Source organism: Streptomyces sp. 2A115 (assembly GCF_052245575.1).
GTDB lineage: Bacteria > Actinomycetota > Actinomycetes > Streptomycetales > Streptomycetaceae > Streptomyces.
The window spans coordinates 244,089-261,156 of sequence record NZ_JBQQCG010000005.1 but is presented as its reverse complement, the minus strand read 5'-3'; the positions used below and the strand labels follow the sequence as shown (position 1 = coordinate 261,156).

Genomic DNA, 17,068 nt, shown 5'->3' with positions numbered 1-17,068 from the left:
GCCGCTACCTCCCCGAAGGCAGCATGGACGAGCTCTACCGTGAACTCCCCGAAAGCGCCCCCGCACTACCCAACACACCGAACAAGCCCGCCAGTTGATCGCATACACCACGACGAGGGACACCATCCGGGAACGGCCGCAGGCCGATGCGTGCGTGGATTTCGGTGCCGGTCCGGGTGTGTGCGCGTCTTGCGAGATCCTCGAAGTAAATTGCGGTCCCGGCACCCGTCAATCTCCCGCTGGTCGGCGATGTAGGGGGCGAGAGCCCGCCACATCGCCAGGACCGAACCGCCGTACGCGCCGAGGATCAGATCCTCGTCGACGACCCGGTGCGCGAGCTGCGAGTTCACATTTGGAGTGTGATCCTTCCAGTGGCTCCGGTCGCCCGCCACTCATCGGCGACGACCGCTCGGCCGATCTTGGGTATGGCCGACACACTTGCCTGCGGCGCTCCAACGAGGGGGCACACCCCCCGGCACGCAACCTTCCGCATGTGGGCCCCGTGGGCGAGGGCGAGGTCAGTACCGCCAGTGCCAACGGTTGTCCGTCGAGTCCAACCGGCAGTAGATCACTGTGCCCGACGAGTTCGTACCCGAGGTTCCCGCCAGCGCCTTCGGGCAGTACTGCCCAGCCTGATAGCAGTTACCGGCCGGAGACTTCGGTGTGCACCCAGCAGGCTTGGGTGGCGCGTAGGTGGGCGTGGACTTCGGCGGCGTATAGGTGGGCGTGGGTTCGGGCGAGTCAGTAGGAGTGGGCGTTGACTTCGGTATCCCCTTGCGCAGGCACAGGTCGTAGGTGTCGTCGAAGTAGATCGCGTAAGACTTCGGTCCGATCTTCTTTGCCCGGCAGACCAGACTGTTGTTGTGCCGTGCGATCGAGGACAAGTCCGTCACGGAGGACACCTTGTGGTCCTCGTTGTGGGTGTAGAGGTTGATCTCATAACCCGCCTCAGCCAGCCCGTCGCCGTGGGCGTAAGTCATGAAGTCCAGTGAGAATCCAGAGCGGTCAGCGTGCTTCGCGGCGCTACCCACGCTCTTCTTGACCAGGTCGCCGGTGCCGGGGAAGGGCTCCGCCGATGGGGGTGGCGCGGGGGTGGACCCGGCTTCGGAGGCGGCGGTATGCGGCATGTCACCCTTCGCGTCAACCTCTCCGCTGCCGCACCCGGCGAGCAGGGCGGCGCAGGACATGATCAGGACGGGTATGACAGCGCGTCTCACTGAGTCTCCTGGAGTGGGGGTGTTCGGCCAGGAAGTTACCAACAGTATGGCCGACACGCCTATCTGCGGCGCTCCAACGAGGGGGCAACCGCACCGCTATACAGGCGATTCGCCAATGTCCCAGCTCAGCCCGTCCTTCCAGAGGAGCTACACCCCACTCGAGAAGCAGTGAAGGGCGCTGTCACGTTGTTAGCCGGGCAGGGTGTTTGACTGTGTGTCGGGATGTGCTGGGCCAGGGTTGTCAGGGCGTGGTGGGCAGGCCGGCGACGCTGGCGAGCTGGTCCCAGATCGCGAAGCGGACGGTCATCTGTGCTCGGTAGTCGGGAGCCGGCATCAGGTGGGGGCGCGGTATCGGAAATCGGGTGAGACGCCGCTGAACGCGGACAGGAACCGCTGGGCGCCGCCGGTACCGCGGAAGCCTTCCATCACGCGTTCGCCCTGTCTGGTGGGCTGGTGGCTGTTCTCGGCCCGGTTGTTCGGACCCTTGTGGTCGCGGTGTTCGACGCAGGGCATGGCCTCGCGGTGAGCGGTGCCGTAGGAGCGCAGCTTGTCCGGACGATCACTGGCGGCACCACGCCGCCGTCTTGATGAGTTGGTGGAAGAAGCGCCTGGCCGCGGCCTTGTCCCGGCGGCTCTGCACGAGGATGTCCAGGGTGTTGCCGTCCTGGTCGACGGCCCGCACAGGTAGTTCCGCTCGCCGTTGATCTTGATGAAGACCTCGTCCAGGTGCCACTTGTCGCCGGTCCCGGGCTGCCGACGGCGCAGTACGTTCGCGTAGATCTGCCCGAACGTCACACACCAGCGGCGGACCGTCTCGTAGGAGACGATCACACCACGCTCGATGATCGGCTCCTCCACCTCACGGAACTTCGCCGGGAAGCGGTGGTACAGCTATACATGAGTGGGAGATGATCTCGACCGGTTACCGGTGCCCCTTGCAGGACGGTGACCCGATCTCCACAAGCGCTCCTCCCGCGTGATCAACCAGGAGATCATCCCACCCGGTCAAGCAACGGGACAGGGCCGTACGAAGAGCTGGCGCAGAGACGCGCTGCCACCACAGCCAACGAATGGCACGGGTCAGGCTGAAATCCGACCGTGCACCGTCAGTGGACGGGCACTTCGGTGAGCAGATGCTCATCCCCCGAAGGAATCTCGTGAGCAGGGTGAACAGAGGTTGGCACATCAGTGACAGATCGACGGACCATTCGAGGCCTTACCGTCCTTGTTGGCGCAGAGCCCGAGCCCGAGAACAGACGGCCAGAGCCTGTTAACGACTGCACCTAGGTGCATACGCAGACCGGAAAGAGTTCCGCATGTCACGTCCCCTGGAACACCCTCTCGACAACCCTGCCCGCGCCTCGTTGACCGGCCCTCATCAGGACCGCTTCGCCGAGCGGCGTGGGCGGGTGCTGCGCTATCCGGAGGACGTGTCGCCGTTCGTCGCGATGCCGGACGCTCCGGGGGCGGCCGACTGGGCCGACCTCGCCATGCTCGCCGGCCCCGGTGCCACGGTGTGGCTCCCGGCGACCACGGTGACGGCGCCTGATGACTGGGAGGTCAACTGGCGCCTCGAGGGCATACAGATGGTCCTGGCGGACGACACGGCCGACGCGGACGACGCGGCCGACGACACGGTGGGCCCGATACCGGACTCCGAGGCGGTGCGCTTGGGGGCCGCTGACGTTCCCGAGATGCTGGCCCTCGTCGAACGAACCCAGCCCGGACCCATCCGTCCTCGTACCGTCGAACTCGGTACGTATCTCGGCATCCGCCGGGGCGGCAGGCTGGTCGCGATGGCCGGTGAGCGGATGCGGCCACCCGGCTGGACGGAGATCAGCTTGGTCTGCACGGACGTCGCCCACCGCGGCCAGGGCCTCGGGGCCCAGCTCATCCTCGCTGTCGCGGCCGGGATCCGGGACCGCGGTGACAGGCCCTTCCTCCACGCGGTGGCCGACAACGCGAAGGCCATACGGCTGTACGAGTCCTTGGGCTTCCGGCTGCGGCGGAGGACGACGTTCTCGATGGTGCGCGTGCCACTGGAGCGGGCGACAGCGGGCGAGTGGGAAAACCCAGGCCCTGAGCGGACATCAGCACAATGGTCACCCCGCGCAGCTCGACCGGATCTTTCACCGTCCGGCTGATCAGCCGCAACCTGCGGCCCTCCCCCACGCCGACCAGCCGGACCAGCACACTCGGCCGATGTTCCACGACCCCAATAGGACAGCCATCTCCTGAGCTGGGCCGGCCAGTTGACGAACTCATGGGCGCCGCCGCCGGCAGCAGGGATCAGTGTCCGGCGCCCACCCGATAGGGCTTGGCCAGCTGCGCGAAGGCGTGCCGGGCGGCGGCGATGTGATCGGGGCTGTGTCACTGCCCGCGTTCCCCGGCCTGGGCAGGCCTGCCACGACCGGCGGCGCTCGCCGCGGTCGGCGACGTGCTGCGGTGTCTCCGGAGACGCGGCGAGGTTCTCGCGGACGGCGCTCGCCATGGCCTGTGCGCCTCGCTGCCTGCCAGTGGGAAGCGCGTCGACGAGCCGCTGAGCGGCGGCCGGCACGAGGACGACGTCCCGTGCCATGGTGATCTGGATGGGGTGCGAGAGGGGTGAGAGGACGCATCGACCCCACCGGGGCAGGGGCGAGGCCGTGCCTAAGGCCGGGTAGGCATCCGGCTCAGTCGCGCGACACGCCGATGGCGGCCAGGAGTTCGAGGCGTGAGGGGCCGGGAGCGTGGTAGCGCGGCTGATTGGCGCCGAGGGTCATGATCTTTTCGGTCAGGCCCGGCGCGGCCAGTACCTCTTGGGCCGGGAGTTGGAGCATCGCCAGGTCGGCCAACGCGCGGAGCGCGTCCGGATCGCGGAGCTTGGCCGCGTCAAGGGCCTTGCCGATCACCCAGCTCGGGTCCGCTGTCCCGTACGGTTCGCCGGTGATGTCCCCGTCGATCTCCGCCAGCCGGTGGCGGCTCCAGCTCGTGATGCTCCGGTAGATGGGTGTCAGGCGGGCCTCGGTGACCTCGTCGAACTGGAGCACCAACTTCTCGGCGTCGGCGGAGCCCACCTCGCGCAGTGTGTCGCGCAGTGCCTGGGCGTGCAGCACTCCCGTGCTGAGGCCCGTTCCGCGCGCCGGGTTGCTGGTCGCCCAGGCATCCCCGATCGCGACGAAGCCGGTGACCACCGGCCGGACCTCGACGACATGGCGGCGGTACTCGCCTTGGGTGCCCGCCATCGCCCGCACACCGCCCACCGGCTCACCGGCCGCCCACTCGGCCACATCTGGGAAGAGCGCGACCGCCCGCTGCCAGGTGTCGGTGTCGTGCAGGGCCCGCAACTGCCGGTCCCTGGAGGAGACATAGAGCCCCACGGCCCAGATGTCGTTGTCGCAGGCGCACTTGCCGACCGTCAGCCCTTCGTGATGTTCCAGCACCCAGCCCCGGTACGACGGCCGCTTGTTCTGGGGCACCCGGAAGTAGCGGGAGTAGTAGACGAATCCGTTCGGCTCGCTCTCCACGACGGGCGCGGGGGCTCCAATGGCGTCCAGCATCTGTGGGACGGCGGAGTTCCGCCCGCTCGCGTCGACCACCAGATCCGCGTGGAGGACCTGACCGTTGGCGGTCACCACCCCGCCCACCCGCGGGATCGCGCTCTGCGTCGCCGAGGCGGTGACCAGCGCGGTGACATGCACGCCCCGCAAGACGGTGACACCCTCCGTCCGGGACGCGACGCGCGCGACCGCTGCCTCCAACACCGGGCGGCGGGCCGCCACGCTGTCGAAGCGCTCATCCCCCGGGCGGGCCCCGGCAGCCTCCGCCGGCAAGTCCGCGAACTGGATCAGGTTGATCCGGGTGCCGCCGAGGGCCTCCAGTTCGGCGACCACCTCGGGAAGTTCATGCTCCATCTCCATCCGCCAGCGGGGCATGACCATGTGCAACATGCGGAACTGCTTCACCCCGCGCCGCTCCCACCCCTCCCACAGTCCGGCGGCGTCGCCGTGCGGCTCGTCGGGGTTCCGCTCCACCACGGTGACGCGGTGGCCGTCGGCGGCGAGCAGCATCGCGGTCGTGAGCCCGGTGGGACCGGCGCCGAGGACCAGGACATGAGTCATGGACGTTCTCCTGAAAGGCGAAACAGATACGATCCAGCCTCACGCGGCCGCACCGATCAGAGCCAGGTCATTCCCTGTCCAACAACTGCTCCAGTGCCGGGTCGGCGTGGGTCGGCGACTCTAGCCGCGCGCTTTCCCGAGGGTAGGTGTCCGAGGCTTGGCCAAACGCGCGAGGAGTCGCCTCTGAACTGGGGCGATGGGGGCTTGCCGGAGGTCCTGTTCGTCGCCGAGAAGCAAGTGCTCCCCGGATGCAGCAGCGCAGTGGGTCGTACCCGCCGGTCCATGTCGAGGGCGGCGGCCGGGTGGTTTCGCAGGCCGGGGCGGCGCTGGTGATGGAGACGGTCCGCAAGACCGGTCTGGACAGTGCGATGTCTCCGGCGCCGACGCCGTGGCGCAAGACTCGGGCGGTGCACGACCCCGGAAACGTGCTGCTGGATATGGTGCCCACATTCGCTTTGGGCGGGGAACTGCCTGGCCGATGCGGGGCATGCTGCGGGCCGAGCGCCGCAGATCGGCGAGCCGCCGAGCGGCCTTTGGAGGCGGCAGGGCTGAATGCCTTCCGTCGTCGGCACGAGGATGGCACGGGTCCTGTGCCGGACCCCGCACCGTCAGTCGGGCGCGATGCCGTAATGCTCGCGCGCCTCGCCGACACTTGGCGAGCCGTTGAACCCCACGTCGTTCGCGCTGACGATGATTGACCCGTCCTCGCTCACGTACTCCTGCGGGGTCGACCAACGGTCCTCGATTTCGGGCGATGCGGCCACGGCCTGCAGTACCGCGTCCATCACCGCGATGGCCTCGTCCTCTGTGGTCGCCTTGATCACCACGTCAGCGCGCTGCCAGCCGCCGCCGAACTGTTCGCTGCAGTCCCATTCCGCGGAGACCACGCCGGGGACCGACATCGCCGCCTCGGGGAACGCCTCCTCGCACTTTTCGGCACCGCACGCCGAAACGGACAGCATCAGCGCTGCCGCCACTACGGCCGGCAACAACCGCATTTGCTCACGTCGTATCACTCAGTCAGTCCCTTGCGTAGTGGTCGCGCACCTCACGGATCCGCGGAACTGCCGAGAATCCAACGGCCCCCGCGCTGACGACGATCGACCCGTCCTCGTTGCGGTACTCCTGCGGCGTCGCCCACCGGAGTTCGAGGCGCGGCTCGGCGGCGAACGCCCGCAACAGCGCGTCCATGATCCGAATCTCCTCGTCGCGTGGCGAGGCCCGCAGGACCGCCTTGCCCCGCTGTCAGCCGCCGAACATGTCGCTGCAGTCGAACTCGGCCGACACCATACCGTCGGCGGCGAGCGCCGTCTCCCCGAACACGTCCTCGCCGCCGGAGTTCTTCGCCCTCCCAGGCTGAGCAGAACGGCGAGCACGCCGCCGATCGGCCCCGCCTGAGACATCCGGTTCACAAGCCGACGCCTGCGGCGTTCCCAGCCCTTGCCCATCAGTGCTTCCGGCCGCCGTGGACGTCCACGGCGGTTACGTCGCTACCCGACGAGTCAGGATCCGTCAGGAACCCGCTGTCCCGGAGCTCCACAGCCAGCAAGCAAGCACACTGCCGCGGCGCGGTCCGCGCCGCAGCGGGTACCGTCGGAGGCGGACGGTACCCGCGCCTGGTGCCCGACGGTCGCTATCCGACCTGGGTGCTGCCTTGGCGGGCCAGGACGTCCGGCCGGCGGCCGCTTGCAGCGAACAGGTAGTCGCGAGACGCCTCGATCAGACCGCGAATTCTGCCCAGATCCCGGCCGACGAGTTCGCCGCGGAACTTGCGGACCTGCCCGGCCACGAAAACGGTGTCGACATTTCCGGGATGGGCGAACGCGGTGACGGTGGCCAACGCATTCGACAGCGGTGCGGTGTTGACGTCGGTGGTACGGATCAGCACGACGTCGGCATCCTTGCCCGGAGTCAGCGAGCCGGTCTTGGCGTCGAGACCGGCGTTGACGGCGCCGCCCATGGTGGCGAACTCGAACACATCCGCCGGGGAGAGGTGCTCGGGCACCCCTTCCTCACCGGCCGCGATCCGCTCGAAAGTGCGCCCGCGGTGTCCGTTGAGCAGCGTCTGCATCTCCGAGAACGGGTTCAAGCCGTAACTGATCTCGTTGTCACCGCTCAGGCCCGGACGCAGGCCGAGTTCGCGGACCTTGTCGATGGGCGGGAACCCCGAGCCCAGTCCGAAGGCCGCGTCCGATCGCGGGCATACGTTGACGGTGCCGCCGGAGCCGGCGATCAGGTCCCATGCCTTGTCCGGCAGGTCGAAGCCATGGTTGTAGGTGTGCTTGTCGGTCATCAGACCCTTGGCGCTCAGGTCGGACAGTGTGTCCGCGACGTTCTCGATGTGCGAGCCCATCTCGTGCGAGACCCACAGGCCGTGGTTCTTTGCGAACTCCCACACTTCCGCCGAAGGGAAGACGTCCATCAGCCGCAGCGTGACCAGTTGGTCCTCGGAGGCGAAGTACTCCGCACGCAGGCGTTCGACATCGGCGGGCCAGCTCGGCACCTCGGCACCGATCGGGACTCCGGAAGCGTGGACGCCGCGGATCCCCGCGTCCAGCAGTGCCTCGACGGCGGCGTTGGAATGGTCAGGAGTACGGGAGTTGTGAGAGTTGTCGATGAACGTGGTGATGCCGGCGTTCAGTGCGACCAGAGCCGTGGCCAGGGTGCCGACGTAGTTGTCGTGCGGCCGGTAGTGCGGGCCGTAGCCGAAATGGGTGAACCCGAGGTACTCGGGGAAGTCCAGCACCGGTGCGGTCGAGCGCAACTGGCCTTCCCAGGCATGCACATGCGCGTCGACGAACCCCGGGATCACGATCGCGTCGGAAGCGTCGATCACGATCGCATCACCCGCCTGGGCGGCCAGGTCCGGGCCGATCTCAGCGATCTTTCCTCCGCGGATGAGCACGTCACCGGAGGCGAAGTCCCCCACCGCTGGGTCCTGGGAAAGGATCGTGCCACCCCTGATCAGGATCGCTCGTTCGGCGTCCGCGCTGCGCAGCGAGGTGAGGACCGCGGCGTCCTCGCTCCGGTCCCTCGCAGCCAGGACGGGTGCGGTGGCTCCCCCTTCGGGTGTGGCGTAGTGCGAAGTGAATGTGGTCACGATGGAGATCCCAACTGTGTCGGTGCCGGCCGGGCGAGGCTGTCTCGTCCCGTCTGGAGGGCAGGGTCAGGACGACGGGCTGATCTGTCCACGGCCGGCGGCACGCGGGCATGGATCTCATGACCGAGGTCCGGGTTGCAGCAGCCGTGGGTAGCCCGCACAGGGCAGGTCGGTCCAGCGCGGCGGCAAGTAGGCGTGTGCCCTGGCGATATCGCTAAAACCGTGGATGAGCAGCGCGCTGCCGCTTCCCATTCCATGTGCGTGGAGCGCACGGGAGGCCGGAGGTTGTCGAATATCTGGTGGAACACCATGGCAGCGTGTCATGACACTCGGCGCAGAAAGGATCAAACCATTGTCCACCAACTGCCCAACTTGTACTCATTGTTGCTGGCTGTCCCTTGCCCGAAGCAGGTGGCAAGGTCGCTGTGCCTGTGTGGGTGGTCGGGTGCAAGAGCAAACCGATGTAGCGCCGAGTGGGAAGGTCCCCGCCGTTTGACCAGCAAGCCCATGTCGACTCCTTGAGCCAGTGCGACGAGCTCCATGCGCCGCACCGGATCCGCAGGCGACATTGCATCAGGACGGGCCGCAACTCGGGGCGCAGCCCCGCCACTTCGGCTCAATACGCGCATAGGCAACCGCGAGCCCAATATCCGACCAGCGGAAGTGAATTTCCGTTGACCGGCCTGTTACCTGCGCGGCATCACGGAGCAACGCCCTGGCCGTTCTCTGTACGCGATCGAGCGCTGTTGGGGCGGCCCACGCAGGAAGAGAACGCGATGACGGACACGGAGAACACAGGGACGACGGCGGTGCCGGTCCCCGAGGAGTACTCACCCCGGCTCTACAACGATGACTTGGCCCCCGCCACCGAGCGCAAATGGGGCGCCTTCAGCATCTTCAACGTCTGGACCTCCGACGTACACAGCCTGTACGGCTACTTCCTGGCGGCCAGCCTGTTCCTCGTCGCGGGGAACACCTTCAAGTTCCTCATCGGCATCGGTGTCGGCTCGCTGATCATCTACTGGCTGATGACCCTCATCGGCAAAGCGGGTGTGAAGACCGGAGTGCCCTACCCCGTCCTCGCCCGCGCCTCCTTCGGAACCTTCGGCGCCAACGTCCCGGCTCTCGTACGGGCGATCGTCGCCACCTTCTGGTACGGCGCCCAGACCAGCGCGGCCGCAGGCGCCATCGTCGCCTTCCTCGTCCGTTACGACGGCCCGAAGGACCTGCACGAGACGAGCCGGCTCTTCGACCACAGCGGCCTGGAGGTGATCTGCTACCTCCTCGTCTGGGCCGCTCAGTTGCTGATCATCAGTAAGGGCATGGAGACCGTCCGCCGCTTCCAGGACTTCGCAGGACCGGCCGTCTGGCTGATGATGCTGATCCTGGCCGTCTCACTGTCGGTCAAGGCCGGCACGCTTTCCTTCTCCGTCGACATGCCCGCCGCCGACCTCGCCGCTCTGGCCAAGAGCGCCACCGGCCTGGACGTGAGCCCGGGCTCGTTTGCCGCGATCGCGGCGATCGCGGCCACCTGGGTGACGTACTTCGCCGCCCTGTTCCTCAACTTCGGCGACTTCGCCCGGTTCACGCCCGACGAGCGGGCGCTGCGCAAGGGCAACATCTGGGGCCTGCCGGTCAACCTGATCCTGTTCTCGCTGGTCGCCGCCCTTACCACGGCCTCCGCCAGCAAGGTCTACGGCGAGGTCATTCTCGAACCGGCCGCCATCTCCGCCAAGTTCGACAGCGCGTTCCTGGTCCTGCTCGCTGCCCTCACCTTCGCGGTGGCGACCCTGGGCATCAACGTCGTCGCGAACTTCGTCAGCCCGGCCTTCGACTTCGCCAACGTCGCCCCGAAGCACATCACATTCCGGCGCGGCGGCCTCATCGCCGCCGTCATCGCGCTGCTCCTCTACCCCCTCCACCCGTGGGACAACGCCCCGAGCTTCGTCAACGCCATCGGCTCGACGATGGGCCCGATCTTCGGCGTGATCGTCGTCGACTATTACCTGCTGAGGAAGGCCCAGCTGAACGTCCCCGGGCTCTACAAGGAGGACGGAGAGTTCCGCTTCCAGGGCGGCTGGAACGTACGCGCCTTCGTGGCGGGGGGCATCGGCGCCGTCTTCTCCAGCATCCTGCCGGTGTACGGGCCCTCGGGTTACGGGGCGACGCTCGGCCCGTACTCCTGGTTCATCGGAGTCCTGGTCGCCGGGGCGATCTACTTCGCGGTGAGCGGGGCGAAAAGCCCGCTGACCGCCCGGCTCGCCGACTAGGAAATTCCCTGAAGACATTGCGCTGTGGCGCCGATCTGGTCCCGGATCGTCTGGTCCGGGACCAAGGCGCAGGCACGTTGGGGCGGCGGCTGGAAGACCGGGACGCTTCCTCAACCGATTCTTGCGAGGAATCCCGTGGCTTCAGCCATCGGGAGGAATCGCATCTCGATGTGGCGCCCCGGGGGATGTTACTTCTGCCGACTGAGTCGGCCAACTCACTCGGGACGTTGCTGGTTCTCGATACGCAAGCCCCAACGTGTCACGCTGCACTCCTGGTCCTTTCATCAGCTCGGCGGCTTCGTCGCCTACAAAACCCAACACACCAAAATTCCACTGGCGTACGTGAAGCCGGCGAACACCAGCCGGGAATGCTCCGGGTGCCACCACATCGACAACGCAACCGGCCCTCCCAGGCCGTCTTCACCTGCAGGTCCTGCGGCTTCCTTGAGCACGCCGACCTGAACACGTCCCACAACATCGCCGATCGCGGCTGGATGGAGTGGGTCCGCGGGGCCGAGTCACAGGCCCCTGCAGTTGACGAGCTCAACCCCAACAGGCCACCGAGTCGGTGCGGCTCCTGACTTTTGTGACGGCCGCACTGGCCTGCTTGTCAGAGCGCTGCGGGATAGCGGCCGGGTCGATGGTTCATCAACAGGACGAGGTTGAGGACCACGACGCCTGCCGCGGACAGGACAACGCTGCGAAGTGGTGCGGTCAGGGAGGACAGTGCGATGACTGTGACGTCGAGTGACAGGAGCACGTATCCGGCTCGCCATCCCAGACGGTCCTGGCATATGAGCGCGACGACGTTGAACCCACCGAGACTGGACTGGTGGCGGAACACGATGAGGAGGCCGATGCCTGCGGCGAGATTGCCCAGGAGCACGGCGTACAGCGGATTGACATGTGCCGCTTCGATGTACATGGGATGAAGCAGGGAGAACGCTGAGAGCAGCGACACCGCCAGCATGGAACTCGCCACGAAGCGCCACCCCTTTCGTGTCCAGGCCAGCACGATGAAAGGCAGGTTCACGATGGTGAAGATCGCGGCGAACGGCCAGGGCAAGATCTGTGCGAGCAGCAGGACAAGGCCGGCGGTCCCCCCGGTGACGGCGTCGGCGGTGTTGATCAGGAACAGCCCGAACGAGGTGACGAGCGCGCCGATGGCGACTGCGAGGACGTTCTCGCCAGGAGTGTGTCGTACGACGATGCCGGCGGGTGACGTTCCGATGGCTTCCGCGCTCACAGCGCTGCTCCGCACCGCGCGTCGGCGAGTGCTCGCAGGACGCGGTCGTTGGTGTCCCGGTCGGCGAGGGTGATGCGGATCCCCTCATCCGCAAAGGGACGTACCAGAATCCCTGAGGCGTCGAATGCGGTAAGCAGGCCGGTCAGCTGACGTTCGGCCGCGCGCAGCCAGAAGAAGTTCGCCTGGCTGTTCGGCACAGACCACCCCTGTTCCCGCGCAGCTTCGATCACTCGGTTCCGTTCCCCGATCACCGCGGCTACTCGTGCGCGCAACTCGTCAGCCGCGGCCAGCGAGGCGATCGCCGCCTCCTGGGCCGGCGCACTGACGCCGAAAGGAAGTGCAGCTCGCCTCAGCCCGTCCGCCACGTAGGCAGGCGCTACCGCGTAGCCGACCCGGAGACCGGCGAGTCCGTATGCCTTGGAGAAGGTGCGCAGGACACACACGTTGGGGCGTTCGTCGAGCAGCCGTAGCGCATCGATGTGCTGTGGCGAGTCAACGTACTCGGCGTATGCCTCATCGACCACCACGAGCACGGTCGGCGGAACTCGGTCGAGGAAGCCCTGGAAGTCTGCTTGAGTCATGCCCACACCAGTCGGGTTGTTGGGCACGCAAAGGATCACCATCCGTGTTCGATCGGTGATGGCCTCCGCCATGGCATCCAGATCATGCCCTTCGTCCGCGCCGAGGGGAACGGGCACGGCACGGGCGCCTGCGAGCTGGACCAGGATCGGGTAGGCCTCGAACGAGCGCCAGGCGAAGACGACCTCGTCTCCCTCATTGCAGAACGACGTCATGAGCTGCTGCAGTGCTCCGACACTTCCCGGGCTGACGGCGATGTGGTCGGGATCCGTCTGCAGGAGTGCGCCGATCTCCTCGCGCAGGCGGGTGCTCGTCGTGTCCGGGTAGCGGTTCACGGTCTGTGCGGCGTTCTGCAGGACCTGCCGCACGGACGGCAGAGGCGTGAAGTGGCTTTCGTTGGACGCGAGCGCTGCGGTGAGCACCGACGAAGCGCGACGGCCGGGCGCGTACACCGGTACGGCGGAGAGTGCGGCGCGCAGTGCGGGGGCCTGCCGAACGTAAGGTGCTGAACTGGGCTCTGGCATGCCGCAACACTGCAGAGGATCGCCCCAGATGCGCAACAGGTGACTCAATCACTGAGCAGAATGACGTCCTACCAGCCATATAAGTGGCAGGATGCTCAGGTGGACAGTCTTGATGCCCAGATCCTCCTCGCCATCGACGACCAGCCGGACGCCACCATCCTGGCGCTCGCCGGACGGCTGGGAATCGCACGCAACACCTTGAGCTCCCGCTTGCAGCGCATGCAGCAGTCGGGCGCGCTCCGAGAGTTCACCCGCCGTGTCGACCCGGCTCTTCTCGGCCGTGGACTGGTCGCCTTCGTATCCATCGCACTGAGCCAGACCAGTACGCCGCGCGCGACCGAGACGCTCCGCGCCATCCCGGAGGTGATCGAGATGCACTCGACCACCGGAGAAGCCGACCTGCTGGTGAAGGTGGTCGCCCGCGATACAGCCGACCTGCACCGGGTCACCAGCCAGATCCTTGCCGCGCCGGGTGTGGTCCGGACCAGTACGGCTATCTCGCTCTGCGAGGAGATGCCGTTGCGGATCCGTGCACTGATCGAAGAGGTCGCGAAAGGCCAACCAGCCTCGCGCGCGTGATTCCGGACGTGCCACACAGGGCACGGACTCCCTGCCCCGGCAAGCAATCGGTCGCGGTGCAGGCATCGCGCCCTCCCGGACGGCAGCCGCCCTCTACATGTGATCGTCGAGCGCCCCACGCCGGACATTCACAATGGCGTGGGCCAAATGGGACCGGCTGAGGGCCGGCCCAGCACGCAGGCGGCACAGACAAAGGTGCAGCTACCGGCTGAGGGTCAGTTCTGAGCGGTGGGCCGGACAACGATCTCACTCACGTCCACGATGCCGGGCTGCTCGATCGCGAACGCGATGGCCTGGGCGATCGCATCGGGCGGGATCGCGATCTGGTCCCGAGCCTCCGTGATCTGCGCCCGGACCTGAGGATTCGAGGACGCCTCGGCGAAGTCGGTGTCGACTGGGCCGGGCGAGACGGTAGTCACCCGCAGGGAGTCCCCCGCTTCCTGGCGCAGTCCTTCACAGATGGCGCGAACGGCGAACTTCGTACCGGCGTAGACCGCCATGGTGGGCACGATGCGGAATGCTGCCGTGGAGGCGGTGGTGATGAAGTGGCCGGACCCCTGGGCCCGGAAGACCGGCAGCGCGGCGCCGATTCCGTGCAGCACGCCCTTGATGTTGACATCGACCATCTGATCCCACTCCTCGACGCGCAGATCGTCGAGGAGCGAGATGGTCCCGGATCCGGCATTGCTGACCAGCACGTCGAGCCGGCCGAATCGCTCGCGGGCCAGAGCGACCAGAGCGTGCAGGTCGTTCCGTCGGGTCACGTCGGTGCGGATGTGCACGGCCTCGCCGCCCATTTTCTCGATCCGGGCCACCAGGTCCGCGAGGCGCTCGGACCGGCGCGCGCCCAGGACAAGACGCGCGCCCCGCTCGGCGAGCAGCAGTGCGGTCGCCTCGCCGATGCCGCTGCTGGCACCGGTAATGGCCACGACCTTGCCGTCAGTTCCCGAGATCATGTCTTCGCTCTTTTCTGTGTTCTCTCTCGTCACCGGCTGGTGGGCGATCTCGCGCAAGCCGGTCACACAGCAGTCTGCGACGGGTTTAGCCTGGTATCCAGAGCGCGTTTATTCTGGAACCAGGAACCCCACCATGCCGACGCAAGAAGACCAACGCCGTGAATTGAGTGCCTTTCTGCGCAGCCGCCGAGAGCGGCTCACCCCGGACGACGTGGGCCTGCCGCGTACCGGCCGCCGTCGGACGCCGGGGCTGCGCCGGGAGGAACTCGCTCTGCTCGCCGGTATCAGCGCCACCTGGTACACGTATCTCGAGCAGGGCAGGGACATCCGCGTCTCGGACCAGGTACTCGACGCCCTGGCCGCGACGTTGCGGCTCGATCGGCACGAGCGCGGGCACCTGTTCCAGTTGGCCGGTCACGCCCCTGTGGCGAAGGCCGTGCAGCCCGAGCCGCTCGCTGCCGAGGTGGCGGCCATCCCGCTGCTGCTCCAGCCGAGTCCGGCGTACATCATCAACGGCACGTACGACGTGCTCAGTCATAACCGGGCGGCCGAAGAGCTGTTCCCGAACCTCATCGCGGTTGGGGGCCGGGGGCCGAATTTCGCCCGCTGGGTGTTCCTCGAACCCGCCGCCCGGGACGTGCTGATCGACTGGGAGCACGAGGCGCGCGGCCTCCTCGCCCGGCTACGGACGCTGGCCGCCCGCCACCCCGGAGACGCCCGTTATGACGAGCTGGTCGACGAGCTGAAGACGGGCAGCCAGGAGGTGCGTTCCTGGTGGCCGCGGTATGACGTGCAGTCGCGGCACGGTGGACGCAAACGGCTGCGGTGCCCGGGACGCGAGGTGGCGGATTTCGCGTACACCGCGTTCCACCTGGCGGAGGATCCGGAACAGACGCTGGTGATCTACTCCGACGAGCAGGAAGCAGAAGCGGTCAAACTGCCGGATCGGACGTAGAAGGCGGCATGGCCGACCACGTCGGCCCCGAAGTCCTAGCCCAGACACCAGGGAACAAGTAACCCCCCGGTAGTTTTGGCGGCTCAGGCATTCGCGGCCGTGGCGACTTGTTCATCGAACCACACCTCGATGCCGGCGGGGCGGCGGATCGCGACGGTGTCGAACGTGCGCCCGCCGGTGTGTTGGCGGTCGTTCAGCTCGCCCAGCGCGGTGCGGGTCAACCGGACGGCCTGCGCGGCAACCGTGCCGTGGCCGCAGCCGGACAGTTCGGCGGTGGCGGTGAAGAACAGGTGCAGGGCGAGCATCGACGTCTCGGCGTGCTCCTTGTCCGGGCCGGTCAGGGCGCCGACCTTGCCGTAGTGGAGCACCCGTGTTCACGCTGTTCCAGTTCTCCACGACCTGGAGCCCGCCGTGGATCTCGCGGCGCAGGCCGGGGTGGGCGAGGTAGTCGCAGGCGAAGGTCGTGCGCACGGCGCGGTCGAGTTCCTCAAGTGCCTGACAGGTGTGGTGCTTGGGGCCTCCGCGGGTGAAACGCCGCAGCACTTGCTCGGCCTCCGCCGTCCCGAGGCGGAGCGCGGTCGCGTACTTCACCATTTGGTCGTACTGCTGCTCGATCAGCTCCCAGCGGATCGGCCGCGTCAGCGAGGCGCCGAGTGCCGGCCAGCCCGGCGATGTGTCGTCCGGGCGGTACAGGCGGATGCTGCCGATGTTCTTCAAGCGGGGGCCCCGAGGGCCGTACGCTGATCCGCCGCGCAGCCCGGCTCGCCGAGAAGGGCGCAGGCGGTGAGCCGAAGCAGTCCCTCGATCATCGCCGCGACCTCGGACGACGAACACGACTTCAGCTGGGAGTAGATGCAGACGTTCTTCCGCTCCACGTGCCAGTAGATCATCACACCGTTGCCGCCGTAGCGGGCGTGGTACTCGGTCATGAAGTTGCTGGACCAGCAGCCGAACTTCTTCGAGTCCGACGCGCACGCCGTACCGCGGCCCCACCACTCGGTATCGCGGGCGGCGAAGGTCCCGTCGACCAGCCTGGTCACGGCTGCCCGGAGGTTGTCGACGGTGATGAAGTGCCGGCGCACATGCCGCAGTACCGCCTCGCTCTCGCCGTGCTCGCCGGTCGCCACGATCGCGCGGATCCCCATGTTCGTGCCCAGTGCGAACAGCGCGAGCAGGAGCCGGCGCTGGAGAACGTCCCGGTCGATGCGCTCGTAGGCGGCCACCGAGGAGAACTCGTCGGTGAAGCCGGTCATGAAGTCGGCGTTCTTCAGCACATCCAGCAGCTCCAGGACACCCCAGCGCCGCACGACCTCGTCCTTCAACGCCTGCAGACAGGTCGGCTCAGCCAGCGGCTCCAGCTTCGGCACTGTGATCCACGGCTCGCCTCGACGTGTGGTGACCTTCACCCCGCCCGCGCTGCCGTCCGCGAGCGCGGCAGTGAGCCCGTCCGGGCCCGCCGTCATCCGCTTCTTCAGATCGGCGATGAACGCGCGCGGGTTCAGCGGCTGGCGGATCGCCGCGTAGTGCACGGTGCGGGTGGCG

At 67.4% G+C, this 17,068-nt stretch carries 15 protein-coding genes and 3 pseudogenes; 6 read left to right on the top strand and 12 right to left on the bottom strand.

What is annotated here, in order from left to right; all coding sequences use genetic code 11:
* Window positions 1-518 precede the first annotated feature (518 nt).
* Window positions 519-1,217, bottom strand: a complete 699-nt coding sequence (locus tag ACTWQR_RS07375; protein ID WP_443226089.1) for a hypothetical protein — start codon at window positions 1,215-1,217, stop codon at window positions 519-521.
* Between the two features lie 241 nt (window positions 1,218-1,458).
* Window positions 1,459-2,130 (bottom strand): annotated as a pseudogene (locus ACTWQR_RS07370) (IS6 family transposase).
* 403 nt (window positions 2,131-2,533) lie between these two features.
* On the opposite strand from ACTWQR_RS07370, the gene ACTWQR_RS07365 reads away from it, so the two are divergent.
* Window positions 2,534-3,361: a GNAT family N-acetyltransferase gene (locus ACTWQR_RS07365; protein ID WP_443226088.1), complete on the top strand. Its 828-nt coding sequence runs from the start codon at window positions 2,534-2,536 to the stop codon at window positions 3,359-3,361.
* Between the two features lie 528 nt (window positions 3,362-3,889).
* Here ACTWQR_RS07365 and ACTWQR_RS07360 read toward each other — a convergent pair.
* Window positions 3,890-5,317, bottom strand: coding sequence for an FAD-dependent oxidoreductase (locus tag ACTWQR_RS07360; protein WP_443226087.1), 1,428 nt, complete (start codon window positions 5,315-5,317; stop codon window positions 3,890-3,892).
* 248 nt (window positions 5,318-5,565) lie between these two features.
* On the opposite strand from ACTWQR_RS07360, the pseudogene ACTWQR_RS07355 reads away from it, so the two are divergent.
* Window positions 5,566-5,784: pseudogene (locus ACTWQR_RS07355) on the top strand (IS1380 family transposase); the annotation flags it as partial.
* A gap of 141 nt (window positions 5,785-5,925) precedes the next feature.
* Here the strand turns inward: ACTWQR_RS07355 and ACTWQR_RS07350 are convergent.
* The 3 genes from ACTWQR_RS07350 to ACTWQR_RS07340 all read right to left on the bottom strand — a co-directional run bounded on the left by ACTWQR_RS07350 (window position 5,926) and on the right by ACTWQR_RS07340 (window position 8,417).
* Window positions 5,926-6,294, bottom strand: a complete 369-nt coding sequence (locus ACTWQR_RS07350; RefSeq protein ID WP_443226086.1) for a hypothetical protein — start codon at window positions 6,292-6,294, stop codon at window positions 5,926-5,928.
* Between the two features lie 43 nt (window positions 6,295-6,337).
* Window positions 6,338-6,508, bottom strand: a complete 171-nt coding sequence (locus tag ACTWQR_RS07345) for a hypothetical protein (protein ID WP_443226085.1) — start codon at window positions 6,506-6,508, stop codon at window positions 6,338-6,340.
* 442 nt (window positions 6,509-6,950) lie between these two features.
* Window positions 6,951-8,417, bottom strand: coding sequence for an amidohydrolase family protein (locus ACTWQR_RS07340; RefSeq protein ID WP_443226084.1), 1,467 nt, complete (start codon window positions 8,415-8,417; stop codon window positions 6,951-6,953).
* A 776-nt stretch (window positions 8,418-9,193) separates the two neighbouring features.
* Between ACTWQR_RS07340 and ACTWQR_RS07335 the strand changes: the two genes are divergently transcribed.
* Both ACTWQR_RS07335 and ACTWQR_RS07330 read left to right on the top strand, forming a co-directional pair.
* Window positions 9,194-10,687, top strand: a complete 1,494-nt coding sequence (locus ACTWQR_RS07335) for an NCS1 family nucleobase:cation symporter-1 (protein ID WP_443226083.1) — start codon at window positions 9,194-9,196, stop codon at window positions 10,685-10,687.
* A gap of 168 nt (window positions 10,688-10,855) precedes the next feature.
* On the top strand, window positions 10,856-11,149 hold the full coding sequence (locus ACTWQR_RS07330) for a zinc ribbon domain-containing protein (protein WP_443226104.1): 294 nt from the start codon (window positions 10,856-10,858) through the stop codon (window positions 11,147-11,149).
* Window positions 11,150-11,297: 148 nt separating this feature from the next.
* On the opposite strand, the gene ACTWQR_RS07325 is transcribed toward ACTWQR_RS07330, so the two are convergent.
* The gene (locus ACTWQR_RS07325; protein WP_443226082.1) at window positions 11,298-11,933 is read right to left on the bottom strand and encodes a YitT family protein; all 636 of its coding nucleotides are present in this window, start codon (window positions 11,931-11,933) and stop codon (window positions 11,298-11,300) included.
* Window positions 11,930-13,036 (bottom strand): histidinol-phosphate transaminase, encoded by a 1,107-nt coding sequence (locus ACTWQR_RS07320; RefSeq protein WP_443226081.1) that lies wholly within the window; start codon window positions 13,034-13,036, stop codon window positions 11,930-11,932. The genes ACTWQR_RS07325 and ACTWQR_RS07320 overlap by 4 nt, the downstream gene beginning before the upstream one ends.
* A gap of 60 nt (window positions 13,037-13,096) precedes the next feature.
* On the opposite strand from ACTWQR_RS07320, the gene ACTWQR_RS07315 reads away from it, so the two are divergent.
* Entirely contained in the window at window positions 13,097-13,615 is a 519-nt protein-coding gene (locus tag ACTWQR_RS07315) for an Lrp/AsnC family transcriptional regulator (RefSeq protein WP_443226080.1), read from the top strand.
* A 215-nt stretch (window positions 13,616-13,830) separates the two neighbouring features.
* On the opposite strand, the gene ACTWQR_RS07310 is transcribed toward ACTWQR_RS07315, so the two are convergent.
* Entirely contained in the window at window positions 13,831-14,568 is a 738-nt protein-coding gene (locus ACTWQR_RS07310; protein ID WP_443226103.1) for an SDR family oxidoreductase, read from the bottom strand.
* Window positions 14,569-14,704: 136 nt separating this feature from the next.
* Between ACTWQR_RS07310 and ACTWQR_RS07305 the strand changes: the two genes are divergently transcribed.
* Window positions 14,705-15,526 carry a helix-turn-helix transcriptional regulator gene (locus ACTWQR_RS07305; RefSeq protein WP_443226079.1) on the top strand — a complete coding sequence of 274 codons (822 nt, stop codon included), beginning with the start codon at window positions 14,705-14,707 and terminating at the stop codon, window positions 15,524-15,526.
* A gap of 83 nt (window positions 15,527-15,609) precedes the next feature.
* On the opposite strand, the gene ACTWQR_RS07300 is transcribed toward ACTWQR_RS07305, so the two are convergent.
* The 3 genes and pseudogenes from ACTWQR_RS07300 to ACTWQR_RS07290 form a co-directional block, all read right to left on the bottom strand.
* Window positions 15,610-15,894: a hypothetical protein gene (locus ACTWQR_RS07300; protein ID WP_443226106.1), complete on the bottom strand. Its 285-nt coding sequence runs from the start codon at window positions 15,892-15,894 to the stop codon at window positions 15,610-15,612.
* Window positions 15,895-15,958: 64 nt separating this feature from the next.
* Window positions 15,959-16,243: pseudogene (locus ACTWQR_RS07295) on the bottom strand (Tn3 family transposase); the annotation flags it as partial.
* A complete protein-coding gene (locus tag ACTWQR_RS07290) occupies window positions 16,240-17,055 on the bottom strand; it encodes a Tn3 family transposase (protein WP_443226078.1) in 816 nt (271 codons plus the stop codon). The gene ACTWQR_RS07290 and the pseudogene ACTWQR_RS07295, both read right to left, overlap by 4 nt.
* Window positions 17,056-17,068: the final 13 nt, after the last annotated feature.